General features: G+C 41.1%; 14 protein-coding genes, 2 rRNA genes and 1 other annotated feature. All 16 genes read right to left on the bottom strand.

Annotated features, from left to right (window positions below; translation table 11 throughout):
• Window positions 1-744, bottom strand: coding sequence for a 23S rRNA (guanosine(2251)-2'-O)-methyltransferase RlmB (gene rlmB / locus M3610_RS21760; protein WP_098573719.1), 744 nt, complete (start codon window positions 742-744; stop codon window positions 1-3).
• Window position 745: 1 nt separating this feature from the next.
• Entirely contained in the window at window positions 746-1,165 is a 420-nt protein-coding gene (locus M3610_RS21755) for a Mini-ribonuclease 3 (RefSeq protein ID WP_098573721.1), read from the bottom strand.
• A 3-nt stretch (window positions 1,166-1,168) separates the two neighbouring features.
• Window positions 1,169-2,566 (bottom strand): cysteine--tRNA ligase, encoded by a 1,398-nt coding sequence (gene cysS, locus M3610_RS21750; protein ID WP_098573723.1) that lies wholly within the window; start codon window positions 2,564-2,566, stop codon window positions 1,169-1,171.
• Window positions 2,547-3,215, bottom strand: coding sequence for a serine O-acetyltransferase (gene cysE, locus M3610_RS21745; protein WP_098573725.1), 669 nt, complete (start codon window positions 3,213-3,215; stop codon window positions 2,547-2,549). The genes cysS and cysE overlap by 20 nt, the downstream gene beginning before the upstream one ends.
• 234 nt (window positions 3,216-3,449) lie before the next feature.
• Window positions 3,450-3,699 (bottom strand) — a binding site (T-box leader).
• Window positions 3,700-3,745: 46 nt separating this feature from the next.
• On the bottom strand, window positions 3,746-5,203 hold the full coding sequence (gene gltX / locus M3610_RS21740) for a glutamate--tRNA ligase (protein ID WP_251462587.1): 1,458 nt from the start codon (window positions 5,201-5,203) through the stop codon (window positions 3,746-3,748).
• A 116-nt stretch (window positions 5,204-5,319) separates the two neighbouring features.
• Window positions 5,320-5,802, bottom strand: a complete 483-nt coding sequence (gene ispF / locus M3610_RS21735; RefSeq protein ID WP_251462584.1) for a 2-C-methyl-D-erythritol 2,4-cyclodiphosphate synthase — start codon at window positions 5,800-5,802, stop codon at window positions 5,320-5,322.
• Between the two features lie 41 nt (window positions 5,803-5,843).
• The gene (gene ispD, locus M3610_RS21730; protein WP_098573731.1) at window positions 5,844-6,533 is read right to left on the bottom strand and encodes a 2-C-methyl-D-erythritol 4-phosphate cytidylyltransferase; all 690 of its coding nucleotides are present in this window, start codon (window positions 6,531-6,533) and stop codon (window positions 5,844-5,846) included.
• A gap of 13 nt (window positions 6,534-6,546) precedes the next feature.
• Complete coding sequence (locus M3610_RS21725) at window positions 6,547-7,635, bottom strand: PIN/TRAM domain-containing protein (protein ID WP_098573734.1); 1,089 nt, start codon at window positions 7,633-7,635, stop codon at window positions 6,547-6,549.
• A gap of 190 nt (window positions 7,636-7,825) precedes the next feature.
• The gene (gene disA / locus M3610_RS21720) at window positions 7,826-8,899 is read right to left on the bottom strand and encodes a DNA integrity scanning diadenylate cyclase DisA (RefSeq protein WP_098573737.1); all 1,074 of its coding nucleotides are present in this window, start codon (window positions 8,897-8,899) and stop codon (window positions 7,826-7,828) included.
• 3 nt (window positions 8,900-8,902) lie between these two features.
• Window positions 8,903-10,285, bottom strand: a complete 1,383-nt coding sequence (gene radA / locus M3610_RS21715; RefSeq protein WP_098573739.1) for a DNA repair protein RadA — start codon at window positions 10,283-10,285, stop codon at window positions 8,903-8,905.
• Window positions 10,286-10,491: 206 nt separating this feature from the next.
• Window positions 10,492-12,933: an ATP-dependent protease ATP-binding subunit ClpC gene (gene clpC, locus M3610_RS21710; RefSeq protein ID WP_098573741.1), complete on the bottom strand. Its 2,442-nt coding sequence runs from the start codon at window positions 12,931-12,933 to the stop codon at window positions 10,492-10,494.
• Between the two features lie 17 nt (window positions 12,934-12,950).
• Entirely contained in the window at window positions 12,951-14,021 is a 1,071-nt protein-coding gene (mcsB, locus tag M3610_RS21705) for a protein-arginine kinase McsB (RefSeq protein ID WP_098573744.1), read from the bottom strand.
• 1 nt (window position 14,022) lies between these two features.
• Window positions 14,023-14,571, bottom strand: a complete 549-nt coding sequence (gene mcsA / locus M3610_RS21700) for a protein-arginine kinase activator protein McsA (RefSeq protein ID WP_098573747.1) — start codon at window positions 14,569-14,571, stop codon at window positions 14,023-14,025.
• 25 nt (window positions 14,572-14,596) lie between these two features.
• On the bottom strand, window positions 14,597-15,058 hold the full coding sequence (locus M3610_RS21695) for a CtsR family transcriptional regulator (protein ID WP_026565491.1): 462 nt from the start codon (window positions 15,056-15,058) through the stop codon (window positions 14,597-14,599).
• Window positions 15,059-15,249: 191 nt separating this feature from the next.
• Window positions 15,250-15,366: ribosomal RNA gene (gene rrf / locus M3610_RS21690) — 5S ribosomal RNA — on the bottom strand.
• Between the two features lie 227 nt (window positions 15,367-15,593).
• A 23S ribosomal RNA gene (locus tag M3610_RS21685) occupies window positions 15,594-15,720 on the bottom strand; the annotation flags it as partial.

Genomic DNA, 15,720 nt, shown 5'->3' with positions numbered 1-15,720 from the left:
TTACCCCTCAAGCGGGTGTCGTTTTCGATATACCTCATACATGAGTAAAGATGCCGCAACAGAAGCATTTAACGAAGTAACTTTTCCAACCATTGGCAGGTGAATAAGAAAATCACATTTATCGCGGATTAGTCTACCCATTCCTTTTCCTTCACTGCCAATGACTAAGCCAAGCGGCAGGGTCCCATCTAACCTGCGGTAGTCATCTTTTCCTTTGGCATCTGTTCCAGCAATCCAAATGCCCCTTTCCTTTAATTCATCGATTGTTCTCGACATATTTGTCACACGCGCGACTGGAATATACTCAATGGCACCTGTTGAGGCTTTAGCCACTGTCGCGGTTAAGCCCACAGCCCTCCGTTTCGGAATAATGATGCCATGTGCCCCCACAGAATCCGCCGTTCTCATGATTGAACCGAGATTATGAGGATCCTCAATCTCATCAAGCAATAAAAAGAAAGGTGGTTCATTTTTCTTCTCAGCAGCTGCAAACAAATCATCGATTTCCGCATATTGGTAAGCGGCGACATAGGCTAGAACTCCTTGATGATTTTCACCGGATATTTGATCAATTTTTTTCTTTGGCACAAATTGAACAATTACATGTGCTTCCTTTGCTAACTGCGTAATTTGCTGCATTTGGCCGCGCTGTGATCCTTCAGCAATTAAGATCTTATTAATGTCCCTTTCTGATTTCAGCGCTTCAATAACTGGATTTTTGCCAACAATATATTCTTGTTCCATCCTAGCGTTCCTCCTTTCTTTCATCCACATATTTAAATGCCAGATTAATCAATTCTTCCATCCGCTCTATTTTACCCGATAAATATAAATAACCCAGCAACGCTTCGAATGCTGTACTGTAATGGTAGGTCTGGACATCTGTATTTTTAGGAACAGAGCCTGACTTCGCATTTCGACCACGCATAATCACCGCTAACTCTTCCTCGTCGAGAAGATGATCATCCATCATTTGAAAAAGTATTTTGCACTGTGCTTTTGCTGAAACGTAAGTTGTTCCCGTCCGGTGTAAATGATTGGGTCTTACCTTCCCGCTATAGAGGAGGTGGCGCCTTACATACGTTTCATAAATGGCGTCACCCATATAGGCAAGGGCTAGACTATTCAATTGTTTGGCATCGACGGTATTTTCATATTCAAGCATGAATTAACCTCTTTTCCACCTTGTACCTTGCGGGGTATCTTCTAAAATAATATTCATTTCCTTCAGCTGATCTCGGATTTGGTCAGACAATTGGAAATTGCGGTCCTTTCGAGCCTGGATTCGCTTTTCAATTAGTGCATCAATTTCTTCATCCAGCATTTCTTCTTTTTCAATCGTCAGCCCTAAGACATGGAATAAGTCTTCAAACTGTTTGGTAAAAGCATCGATTACCGCTACAGCTGTATTTTTTTCTAACAGATAATAATTCGCCAGTTTTGAGAGGTCAAATAAGACAGAAATGGCCTTCGCTGTGTTAAAATCATCATCCATCGCCTCAATAAACTGTTCCTGGGAGCTTGCAATTTTATCAAGCCATTCCTGATTATTATCGGTTAAATCTGTGCTTGCTTCTTTACGATGCTTTAAATTTTGATAGGAGGTGATCAAGCGCTCAAATGCAGCTTTTGTACTTTCCAGTAATTCCTCACTGTAATTGATCGGATTGCGATAATGAACCGATAACATGAAAAAGCGTAACACTTGTGGATTGTGTTTCTTGATAATGTCGTGAACTAATACAAAGTTTCCTAGCGACTTCGACATTTTTTCATTGTCAATATTGATATAGCCATTGTGCATCCAGTAGCGGGAAAATAGTTTTCCTGATAGTGCTTCTGACTGGGCAATTTCATTTTCATGGTGCGGGAAAGTTAAATCCTGTCCACCCGCATGAATATCAATCGTTTCACCCAGATACTTTTTCGCCATTGCCGAGCACTCAATATGCCAGCCTGGACGTCCAAGTCCCCATGGGCTCTCCCAGAAGATTTCCCCTTCCTTCGCCGCTTTCCAAAGGGCAAAATCTAAGTCATCTTGTTTCCTATCGCCAACTTCAATTCTTGCGCCTATCTGGAGATCATCAATCGATTGATGCGACAGTTTACCATAGCCATCGAATTTTCTTGTCCGAAAATACACATCTCCAGCCGATTCATAAGCAAAACCTTTATCAATTAATTCACTAATAAATTCAATAATAATGTCCATGTTCTCCATTACCCGTGGATGAACATCCGCTTTTTGGCAGCCTAATGCAGACACATCTTCAAAATAGGCATTGATAAAACGGTCAGCAATAGCTGGCACGTCTTCTCCTAATTGATTGGCAGCTCGGATTAATTTATCATCAACATCAGTAAAATTAGAAACATATTTAACATCGTATCCGCGGTATTCTAAATAGCGTCGGACTGTATCAAAAACGATGGCCGGACGAGCATTACCAATATGAATATAATTATAGACAGTCGGACCGCAAACATACATTTTGACCTTGCCCTCTTCAAGCGGTACGAAAGTTTCCTTTTTACGTGTAAGTGTATTATAAAGTTGAATGGCCATTGACTTCTATCCTTTCTCCTTTTAATTCTTCGAGTTCATACATTAACTTATCCAAGTCGTTTTGCATTTCTCTTAAGCGGTCGGCAACAGGGTCTGGCAAATCACAATGGTTTAAGTCTTTTGTAATTTTTCTTCCATCTTGCATGACTACCCTGCCTGGAATTCCCACTACCGTTGAGTTAGGAGGAACCTCTTTCAATACAACCGAGCCGCCGCCAATTTTGGAATTTTCTCCAACCGTGATCGATCCGAGTACCTTAGCCCCTGTAGAAATCAGAACATTATCCTTAATGGTTGGATGCCGTTTCCCTTTCTCTTTCCCTGTTCCACCAAGTGTGACCCCTTGATATATAGTTACATTATCCCCAATTTCACAGGTTTCCCCAATAACCACGCCCATACCATGGTCAATAAAAAATCTTCTGCCTATTTTTGCCCCAGGATGAATCTCAATACCGGTAAAAAATCGGCTTACCTGCGAAATAACCCTGGCTAGAAAAAATAATTTCCGATTAAAAAGTGCATGTGCAAGACGGTGTGACCAAATGGCATGCAAGCCTGAATAGGTTAAGATGACTTCCAAATGGCTCCTTGCCGCAGGATCTTGCTCGAAAATAACCTCTACATCCTCCCTCAACTTCTTAAACATTACCATTTTCCCCCTATTTTTAAAGCGTAAGCACCCGTTTAGCGGCGTATGGACTGGAGCACTTTGACTGAGATAAAGGAAACACGGAGAGCGTAAGCGATCCGATGTTGACTTATCGACGGGAAAAGGGCGAAGTACACTAGCCGCTGGGTGCTGAAGCTAGACAGTTGTCTAGGTTCAGAACTTTAATCTTTATTAAACTTCAAAGTAAATAAAAAACGCCTCTGTCATGACGACAGAGGCGCTTAACGCGCGGTTCCACTCTGATTAGACCGGAAAGCTAGGATGGTAACAATAGCTCAAAACTTGGTCTCACTCTACCTGTTAACGGATCGGTTCCGCCCATCTCTACTTAGAGTTGACTCTTTTCGAAACAGGGCTCAGAGGTGCATTTCAAAAAACGAGAGGCCTAAACCACTTTCAGCCGGTGATGGTTTTCTCTTTGAAGCATCCTTTTTTTACTTATCCTCTTCTACACTTTCAGAACTATATAATTGTTTACTCTACTATATTACATTTTATTGTCGATGTTAACTAATAATTTTATTAATTCTTGTTTGAACCTTATTTTTTCCTAAAAGTTCAATGGCCTGTGGCAGGTCTGGCCCGTGTGTTTGGCCAGTTACTGCAGCACGAATTGGCATAAATAGGTTTTTCCCCTTTTGGCCAGTCGACTTTTGAACTGCCTTCATTGCAGCCTTTATCCCGTCAGCCCGGAAGTGCTCTAACTGATCCAGTTCATGTGAAAATGCCTTTAACACTTCCGGAACCGTCTCACCTGCTAGAATCTCCTTCGCCTCTTCTTCGTAGTCCACTTCCTCTTTAAAGAACATCTCGGATAATTCCACGATTTCAGCACCAAAGCTCATTTTTTCCTGCAGAAGTTCGATTAACCCTTGGACCCATTGATACTGCTCATCCGTTTGACTTTCACTTAAACGGCCTGCTTTCACTAAGTGAGGTAAAGCCAGTTCAACTACACGATCAATCTCAATCTTCTTCATGTATTGGTTATTCATCCATAGCAGTTTCTGCTTATCAAATAAGGCAGGGGATTTAGATAAGCGATTCGCATCAAATATCTCAATAAACTCATTCTTAGAGTAAATTTCTTCTTCACCTGAAGGCGACCAGCCGAGGAGCGTAATAAAGTTAAATAACGCTTCTGGGAGATACCCTAACTCTTCATATTGTTCGATAAACTGAATGATTGATTCATCGCGCTTACTTAACTTTTTACGGCTTTCATTGACAATCAATGTCATATGGCCGAAAATCGGCGGCTCCCAGCCTAATGCTTCATAGACCATGAGTTGTTTAGGTGTGTTAGAAATATGATCATCGCCACGGAGCACGTGAGAGATTTTCATTAAATAATCATCAATTGTAACCGCAAAATTATAGGTTGGGGTGCCATCCTTTTTAATGATGACCCAGTCGCCCATCCCTTCGGATTCAAAGGACACGCTCCCCTTTACCATATCATCAAAGGTATAGGTTTTCCCTTCAGGTACGATAATCCGAATGCTTGGCTGACGGCCTTCGCTTTCTAATTCACGGCGTTGTTCATCGGTTAAATGACGGCATTTACCCGAATAATGCGGCGTTTCTCCCCTTTCAGCCTGGGCTTCACGCTCTGCCTCAATTTCCGCTTCGGTACAATAACACTTATAAGCATGACCTTCCGCTAATAATTGGTTATAGTAAATTTCATATATATCATTTCGCTCGGATTGACGATATGGTCCGTATTCGCCGCCGACGTCAACACCCTCATCCCAATCCATGCCAAGCCATTTTAAGTATTTCAACTGGCTTTCTTCTCCGCCGGCAATATTTCTTTTTTTATCCGTATCTTCAATACGAATGATAAACTTCCCGCCCTGATTACGTGCGAATAAGTAATTAAATAATGCCGTACGAGCGTTTCCAATATGTAAATGCCCTGTTGGACTTGGAGCATACCTTACACGAACTTCATTTGACATCTCAATGCCTCCATTTAGAAAAGCGTAAGTGCCTAGGCGCTGAAGCTAGACAGCTTTCCCAAGAATTTATATGTTTCAACTGATTATTTTATCATTGTCTATGATTTCAAGAAAGACTATTCATGAACCTTTCTTAATAAAACAACCGCTTGAGAGGCGATTCCTTCCCCTCTGCCAGTGAAGCCCAATTTCTCGGTGGTGGTTGCCTTCACATTGATTTGCTCAGGTTCGGCCTCTAGTAATTCGGCAATTCTCACGCGCATTTGCTCAATATAGGGTGCCATTTTCGGCTTCTGAGCTATGATTGTACAATCCGCGTTTACCAGCTCGTACCCCTTATTTTTCACCAATTCCCACACATGCTCCATTAACTTTGCAGAGTCTGCATCTTTAAAATTGGGATCGGTATCAGGAAAATGTTTGCCAATATCCCCTTCTCCAATCGCACCAAGGCAAGCATCAGAAACCGTATGTAATAAAACATCTGCATCTGAATGACCTAGCAGCCCTTTTTCATATGGTATGCTGATTCCACCGATAATCAACGGTCGCCCTTCCGTTAGTTGATGCACATCAAACCCTTGACCAATTCGAAACATTATGAAAAACTCCCTTTTTTCCTATTGTCTAGCTGCAACGCCTAGTCAAGGCGCTTCCGCTTTTCTAGTATCGCTTCCGCAAAATAAATATCTTCTGGTGTTGTTAATTTGATATTATCGTAGTCGCCTTCAACCATCGCAATAGGATGGCCGATCCTCTCCACTAGACTGGCATCATCTGTTCCTAGGAAAGAATCCCTTTCTGCTTTCTCATAGGCCTTCTTCAGAAGAGAAATGCGAAAAGCTTGTGGGGTTTGGACCGCCCACAAGCTTGAACGTTCGACAGTTTCAACCACCAAACCATCTTGTACCTTTTTGATGGTGTCCTTTGCCGGTACTCCCAAAATGGCCGCCCCTGTATCCATAGCCACTTTTGTCAAACGGTAGATATGTTCATTACTGATAAAAGGACGTGCCGCATCATGAACAAGAATAACCCCGTCTGTTTCCACTGTTTTCAGCGCATTAAAAATGCTATCCTGCCGTTCCTTACCCCCATGCACTAAATGGATTGCTTTGGCAATATTATACTTGGTAAATAAGGCTTTAAATTCCCCTTCATCTTGTGGATGAATCGCTACAATAATTTTGCTGCAGGCATTATCCTGTTCAAACACTTTTAATGTATGGATTAATACAGGTACATGATTAAGCTCTAATAGAAGCTTATTTTTCCCTGCTCCCATTCTTTTTCCCTGGCCCGCTGCCGGGAGAATGACTTGGTAAGTCATATGAAAACCCCACTTATAATGCTTTTTCTAATAGCTTTGGTTTAGCAAATATCATTCTTCCAGCCGATGTTTGGAGAACACTTGTGACGAGAACCTCAATTCGTTTTCCAATATATTCTCTTCCTTCTTCGACAACGATCATCGTTCCGTCATCCAAGTAAGCAACGCCCTGATGATATTCCTTGCCATCCTTAATCACCTGTACCGTTAATTCTTCTCCTGGAAGAACAACAGGTTTGACGGCATTTGCTAAATCATTGATGTTTAACACTGAAACATTCTGCAATTCGCAAACCTTATTCAGATTGAAATCATTTGTGACTAAGATTCCATTTGTGATTTTTGCCAGTTTCACAAGTTTTGAATCCACTTCACTAATTTCCTCGAAATCACCTTCATAGATTTCGACTTTAATGGCAAGTTCCTTTTGAATTCGATTTAAAATATCTAGACCTCTGCGGCCGCGATTTCGTTTTAATACATCGGATGAATCAGCAATATGCTGTAATTCCTCGAGGACAAACTGTGGAATGACAATCGTTCCTTCTAAAAATCCCGTCTGACAAATATCAGCTATACGTCCATCAATAATCACACTAGTATCTAGTATTTTTAAAGATTGATTCGCTTCTTTTTCACTCTCGTCTTCACTGGATTTTTTCTTATTACTCCGATTTCCAAATAGACCTAGTAGTTCGTCCCTTTTCTTAAAACCTACCTGAAAGCCAAGATAGCCAAATAAAATGGTCAGTATGATTGGCACGACAGCATTTAGAATTGGCACCTGTACCGCATTTAAGGCAAAGCCAATTAAAAAGGCCACCAACAACCCAAATATGAGACCCACACTACCAAAAAGGACATCGGTTACAGGGATTTTGACTAATGAATCTTCAGTCCATTTAACAAAGTTAAAAACATAATCTACTGCCCAAAAGGTAATAAGATAAAAAATAATAGCACCTAAAACAGCAGTGATATACGAGTTGTTAATTAAGGGAATGTCATTGATATGAAGTAGATTGAACAATTCCGGCAATAACAAAATACCAAGCGTACCACCCATAATGAGGAAGCAAGCCTGCACAATACGTTTTAACATTCCTTCACCTCCTCTACTCATTATAAACATATTCATAAAAATGAAACCTTAATTTACTGATTATTTTTCACTTAAAGATTCTTGTTAAAAGAGTAGTTCCCGTGAATTATTAATAGATGATTTCTCCATAGGGTAGCATTGGAAAACCCCCATGTCAAACAATTGGATTTTTTTTACTTTTCCATTGTTTTTAAAGGTGACGATCGGTATATAACCGTTCTTTTATTAATTTAAAACCCTCTTTAATTTTTTTAGCCCGGACTTCCCCAATTCCTTCCACATCATCGAGATCTTCCACAGATGCTGAAATAATTTTTGCAAGTTCGCCAAAATGGCTAATTAAGTTTTCAATAATGATTGATGGGAGTCTTGGAATTTTATTAAGAATCCGGTAGCCGCGCGGATTTTTATTTTCCTCGAGATGCACATAGCCCAGATAGCCCATTAATTTTAATAACACCATATCTTCTATTGTTCCATTTGAAGTCATTGACTGCATTCGGGCTAAAACATCTCTTGCCTTGATATCTCTATCAAAGGCATAATCTTTGATTATGAGCATTGTTTCCTCTTCCAAGTCAGTTAAGATTTCATTCAGTTGTAAACGAATGAGACGCCCCTCAGTCCCTAATTCATGTAAATAGGTTAGTAGTTCGTTTTTAATCTTTAAGACCATTTCAAACCGATGCAGAACCAGTAGAAAGTCATTATAGGTGACAGACTCTTCAAACTCTAAAATACTCAAATTGGTAATACTTTGTTCCAGAACCGTCTTATACTTTTCAAGTGTCTGGATAGCTTGATTGGCCTTTGTTAAAATCACTGCAATATCTTTTAAGGCATAGCGGAAGTTCCCTTGATACAGAGTAATTACATTTCTCCTTTGGGAGATAGCAATGACTAAGGCTTTTGTTTGTTTCGCCGTCCTCTCAGCTGTCCGGTGCCGCATTCCTGTTTCTGTAGAGGGGATATCGGAGTCAGGGGCCAGCTGGGCATTGGCAAACAGAATTTTATTTCCTAATTCATTAAGGATAATTGCCCCATCCATTTTGGCCAATTCATATAAAAAGCTTGGCGAAAAAGGACAATTAATTTCAAAGCCGCCATCAACGATACTTTTTACTTTTTCGTTAAAACCAATGACAATAAGGCCTCCTGTATTGGCTCGAAGGACATTGTCAATCCCCTCACGAATGGGCGTCCCAGGAGCAAGGAATTGTAATATCTCACTTACGGAATGTTCACCTAGCTTTTTATTCTCCATCTGCTACCCCCCCAAAGCTGCTTTCAAAGCTTCACTTACATTCGTTACCCCAATAAGTTCGATTCCCCTCGGTCCCTTCCAACCGCCTAGATTATTAGCAGGCAGAATCACTCGCTCAAAACCAAGCTTGGCCGCTTCCTGGACACGCTGCTCAATTCTCGATACCCTTCTTACTTCCCCAGTCAAACCAACTTCACCGATAATGCAGTCCGTCGGCCTTGTCGGCTTATCTCTAAAGCTCGAAGCAATACTGACAGCAACAGCCAAATCAATGGCTGGCTCATCCAACTTTACACCGCCGGCAACTTTTAAATAGGCATCTTGATTCTGGAGAAGCATCCCCACTCGCTTTTCTAATACTGCCATCAAGAGCGGCACACGGTTATGGTCAATTCCAGTAGCCATTCTTCTGGGATTCCCAAAACTGGTAGGGGAAATTAAAGCCTGGATTTCGACAAGGACTGGTCTTGTCCCTTCCATCGATGCAACTACCGTCGATCCAGCTGCGCCCCGTGAACGCTCTTCTAAGAAGATCTCAGAAGGATTGGCTACTTCTTCGAGGCCCAATTCCTTCATTTCAAAAATGCCCATTTCATTCGTTGAACCAAATCGGTTTTTGACTGCACGTAGAATCCGATAGGTATGGTGTCTTTCTCCTTCAAAATAGAGAACCGTATCCACCATATGCTCTAACAGCCTTGGACCTGCAATGGATCCTTCTTTTGTTACATGTCCAACAATAAAGATCGCAATTCCTTTCGTTTTCCCAATTCTCATTAATTCCGAGGTACACTCACGTACTTGTGAGACACTTCCTGGTGCGCTTGTTACATCGGGGTGAAAGACCGTTTGGATCGAATCAATGATGACAAAGCTAGGATTGGTACTATCGATGGTCCGGTTGATTTCTTCAAGATTCGTTTCAGAATAAACGAGGAGATTTTCAGAAGATATACCTAATCGTTCCGCCCGAAGTTTAGTTTGTCGTAACGATTCCTCACCAGATATGTATAAAACCTGATTTCCTTTATTCGCAAGTTGTGATGAAACCTGCAAAAGCAGCGTTGACTTCCCAATTCCAGGGTCTCCGCCTATCAGCACTAAAGAACCCTTAACCACGCCACCGCCAAGGACACGGTTTAATTCGTTTAAATCCGTTAGAATCCGTGGTTCATTTTCCATTTCAATTGAATTGATCGGCATGGGCTTGGATAACAGTCCTGATCCGCCCTGGGAATGGGCAAATGCACCTCTTCTCGCGGAACCTGTTACTTCAACTTCCTCCACCATCTTATTCCATTCACCGCAGCCAGGACATTTTCCCATCCACTTGGGCGATTCATATCCGCACGCCTGACACATAAACTTCGTCTTTCGTTTTGCCATTATCCTTCGACCCTCTCTTAACTAAAAAGAACAAAAGGCACACGCACCAGATAGCGAAATACGCTGGGTGCAGGAGCCAAATTTTGCTAACTATTTACAGGTTACCATACCTTTTTTATTTTTTCATTTGAAAAAGTCGATAGAAAAAGAGGTACACGATTTAACTTTATTTACGTGTACCTCTTCATAGATATTACGACATAGTCCTATTTTACTAAACTCGTTTTCTCAGCCATACGAACAATAAATTCTCCATTATCAACATCAATAATTGCATGCTGTCCGGTTAATAATGTTCCCTTTAATAGTTCTTCCGAAAGTCTGTCTTCAATATGCTTTTGAATCGCACGGCGTAATGGTCGTGCCCCATATTCAGGGTCATAGCCTTCCTGAGAAATTTTCTCTTTTGCCGCAGCTGTTAATTCTAAAGAAATATGCTGCTCTTTTAAACGCTTAATTAACTGCTCTGATAATAAAGTCACAATTTCTTCAAGATGCTTCCGCTCTAACGCATGGAAAACAATAATTTCATCGATACGGTTAAGGAATTCAGGACGGAATGCTTTCTTTAATTCTCCCATCACTTTCCCTTTCATATCTTTATAGTCTTGTTCGCCATCTTGGATATTAAAGCCGACATACTTGTTCCGTTTTAATGCCTCAGCACCGACATTGGATGTCATAATAAGGACTGTATTCCGGAAGTCAACTGTTCTGCCTTTAGAATCAGTCAATCGACCGTCCTCAAGGACTTGCAGCAGGATATTAAATACGTCAGGATGTGCTTTTTCAATTTCATCTAATAGCACAACAGAATATGGCTTTCTGCGAACCTTTTCTGTTAATTGGCCGCCTTCCTCATAACCTACATATCCTGGCGGTGAACCAACTAGACGAGAAGTCGAGTGTTTTTCCATATACTCGGACATATCAATCCGTATCATCGCATCCTCATCACCAAACATCGCTTCAGCAAGAGCACGGGCTAATTCGGTTTTCCCAACACCTGTTGGTCCAAGGAAGACAAAAGAACCGATTGGTCGTTTGGGATCTTTTAATCCAGCACGAGCACGGCGGACTGCCTTCGATACAGCTTTTACCGCTTCCTCCTGGCCAATTACGCGAGAATGAAGTACTTCTTCTAAATTAAGAAGCTTCGCCATTTCTGTTTCCGCCAGCTTGGAAACAGGAACCCCGGTCCAACTAGAAACAACACTTGCAATATCTTCAACGGTTACTTCATTATTTTCTTTCCCTTGTTTTTCTTTCCAATTCTTCTTTGTCTCTTCAAGTTGTTCACGTAAACGCTGTTCTGTATCTCTTAAGGATGCAGCCTTTTCAAACTCTTGACTCTGAACAGCAGAATCTTTTTCCTTACGCACTTCTTCCAATTTCACTTCTAATTCTTTTAAATTAGGTGGAGTGGTAAAGGAACGAAGCCTTACCTTAGAACCCGCTTCATCGATTAAGTCAATCGCTTTATCCGGCAGGAAGCGGTCTGAGATATAACGGTCCGAAAGTTTCACAGCCGCTTGAATTGCTTCATCTGTAATTGAAACACGGTGATGTGCCTCATAACGGTCGCGCAGCCCTTCTAAAATCTGAATTGATTCTTCAAGTGTTGGTTCATCTACACGAATTGGCTGGAAGCGTCGTTCTAATGCAGCATCTTTTTCGATATATTTACGATACTCATCAAGAGTTGTTGCTCCAATACATTGGAGTTCACCGCGCGCAAGAGATGGCTTTAAGATATTAGATGCATCAATCGCCCCTTCCGCACCTCCAGCACCAATTAAGGTATGCAGCTCATCAATGAAAAGAATAATATTCCCGGCTTGGCGAATTTCATCCATGACCTTTTTTAAACGGTCTTCAAATTCTCCTCGATATTTCGTCCCAGCTACCACTGTTCCCATATCGAGAGTCATCACCCGTTTATCACGAAGGATTTCAGGCACTTCGTTATTTACAATTTGCTGGGCAAGACCTTCTGCAATCGCAGTTTTACCGACGCCCGGCTCCCCAATTAATACAGGGTTGTTTTTTGTCCGACGGCTTAATACTTCAATGACACGTTGAATTTCTTTGCCGCGTCCAATTACCGGGTCTAGACTGCCCTCACGTGCGATCGAAGTTAGATCCCGTGCAAGGCTGTCAAGTGTTGGGGTGTTCGCACTGGCAGATGCACCGCCTTGATGCCCGCCTGACTCATTGCTTCCTAGAAGTTGAAGGACTTGCTGTCTTGCCTTATTTAAGCTTACACCAAGATTATTAAGGACTCGTGCGGCGACCCCTTCCCCTTCACGGATTAAGCCAAGGAGAATATGTTCAGTGCCTACATAGGAATGTCCTAACTTGCGTGCCTCATCCATCGATAGTTCGATGACCTTTTTAGCCCGTGGAGTATAGTGAATCGTTTGAGAAGCTTCCTGTCCTTTGCCAATTAAGTTTTCTACTTCTTTTTGGATTTTTTCAGAACCTAAGCCTAGCCCATAAAGAGCTTTTGCTGCAATCCCTTCTCCTTCACGAGTTAATCCTAATAAAATGTGCTCTGTTCCAATATTGTTATGTCCAAGACGAATCGCTTCCTCTTGTGCTAATGCTAGAACTTTCTGCGCTCTTTCAGTAAAACGGCCGAACATCATATTCTCTTCCTCCTCACCTATTTTTCTTGCTCCATTTTTATTCGTTCCCTAATTAATGCTGCCCGACGGATATCTCTTTCATGTGGTCTTAATGAACCCCCAGCATATTGCTGCAGGAAACCTGGCTGGGTCAGGATCATTAATTCATTTAATATCGTCTTAGGCATATTTTCAATATAACCCATATCTATTCCAAGCCGAACATCGGATAAGCATCTTGCTGCTTCTTTTGATTCAATAATTCGGCTATTAGATAACACACCCATTGAACGGAACACCCTGTCTTCTAATTGTATGTTTGAAGTTTTCCGTAATGCTTCACGTGCTGACCTTTCTTGTGAAATTAACTGGCTGACAACTCCCTTGAGATCCCGGCAAATGTCCTCTTCCGATTTTCCAAGGGTAATTTGATTAGAAATTTGAAATATATTACCTAAAGCTTCGCTGCCTTCCCCATAAATTCCTCTAACAACTAGACCTAATTGATTGATTGCGGGAATAATTCGATTAATTTGCTGTGTTAAGATTAATCCTGGCAGATGCATCATAACCGAAGCACGAAGACCGGTACCCACATTTGTAGGACAACTGGTTAAATAACCATGCTTCTCATCAAATGCATATTGAATATTACTTTCAAGCCAATCATCAATTTCATTAGCAGCATCTAAGGCTTCAGATAATTGCAACCCAGGAAACAAGCATTGAATACGAATATGATCCTCTTCATTAATCATAATACTAACTTCTTCATTTTCGGTTAATAAAACAGCACCATGTGGTGAATCCTCTGCTAGGTTTGGACTGATTAAATGTTTTTCTACCAAAACTCTTTTCTGCAGGGGCTGGAGTTCATTAATTTTCAACAATTCCATTTGGCCAAACTTTTGAATGTCTGACTGTTTTAATATTTCCTCCATTTTTTCAATAATCATCTTTGCTTCTTCGTGTGAAAAAAGTGTTGGAAATTTATATGCATCAAAGTTACGAGCCAAACGAATACGGGAACTGAGGACGATATCTGAATCAGGTCCTTCCTCACTCATCCAGGAGCTGACAGCTTGATTTAAAAACCGTTCAAGCGACATGTTATTCCCCTCCCTCTTGGCTGTCTGCTAGTTTTCTCTCTAACTGACGTATTTCATCACGAATCTCAGCTGCCTTCTCAAATTCCTCATTGGCAATGGATTCTTTTAGAGTGCCTTTTAATTCATCTATTTGCTTACGGAGATGGATACCGCCGCCAATTCTCTTTGGTATTTTCCCATTATGTGTCCAGTTCCCACTATGAAGTCGACGTAATACGGGTTTCAATTGTTCTTTAAATACTTCATAACAATGAGAACATCCAAAGCGGCCCACTTTTAAAAACTGTGGAAATGTCATTGAACAAGAATCACATTGCAGAATTTCCTCTTGATGAAATGGGCTTTGACTGGGTTTTTGAAAAGCAGGGTCTATATTTAATAATCCTGCTAATAAATTATTAAAAGCGAATCCAGATTCCCCATTAAAAATAAACATTTCTCCCTTTTCCTGCGCACATTTTTCACACAGATTGACTTCCGTCTTTTCCCCATTAATAATTTTCGTAAAGTGAAGGGCTGCAGGTCTTTGGTTGCATTCCTGGCAAATCATACTTTCACCTCTCAAGCGAAAAAATTTATTTATATTTTAAAGATGTAAGCATTGCTTTTAGCATTCTCGCTCTTAATTCGTCTCGGTATGGAAGATCAATATAAAGAACGGATCGGTCAATTACACTGAGCATAATTTTCGCTTCCCGCTGCGAGACAATTTCTTCTTGAACGAGTCTGAATATAACATCTTCGGCACTGGTTTGACTAATCCTGCTTTGAATAAGTGCGAGTGATTGTTCAATTAAATGAGCAAGATCATGAGACTGGACCTTCATGATCCGTATATACCCACCGCCGCCCCGTTTACTTTCTACGATGTATCCTCTTTCAATCGTAAAACGGGTATTGATTACATAATTAATTTGAGATGGAACACATTGAAATTTGTCTGCGATTTCACTTCGTTTGATTTCAACTAGGTCTCTTTCACTTAATTCCAATACTTGTTTGAGATATTTTTCAATAATATCAGAGATGTTTCTCATCTTCCCACCCCCATTCTCTGACTTTGACTATATTTGACTAAATTATACTGAATTTTTTATGTAGATGCAACGATTCACTACTAATGATTTTCTCCAAATCTCGCCAATGTGAAACCTAGGTTTGATTAAAAAGTATCTTCTTAATTTGTTTGGAACACAAAAAAGGACAACCTTTTCAGGTTGTCCTTGGTGCCTGGCAACGTCCTACTCTCACAGGGACGCGTGTCCCAACTACCATCGGCGCTGAGAAGCTTAACTTCCGTGTTCGGTATGGGAACGGGTGTGACCTTCTCGCCATTGCTGCCAGACTATTTGGTTGAGGTATCATTCCCTCAAAACTAGATAATGCAGAAGAAGTTTGTAAACTTGAGTTCACCTATATAATTGTCTAGCTCCAGCGTCCAGCAACTAGTGTCCTTCGGTCTTTTCCCTACGATAAGTCAACATCGAATCGCTATCGCTCTTCGTGTTTCCTTTATCTCAGTCAAAGCCCTCCAGGCCATACGTTGCTAAGCGGACGCTTCCGCTTTTCTATTTGGTTAAGTCCTCGAACGATTAGTATCAGTCAGCTCCACATGTTACCACGCTTCCACCTCTGACCTATCAACCTGATCATCTTTCAGGGTTCTTACTAGCTTGCGCTATGGGAAATCTCATCTTGA

This window comes from Neobacillus sp. MER 74 (assembly GCF_023714155.1).
This window is presented reverse-complemented; position numbering and strand designations above follow the sequence as displayed.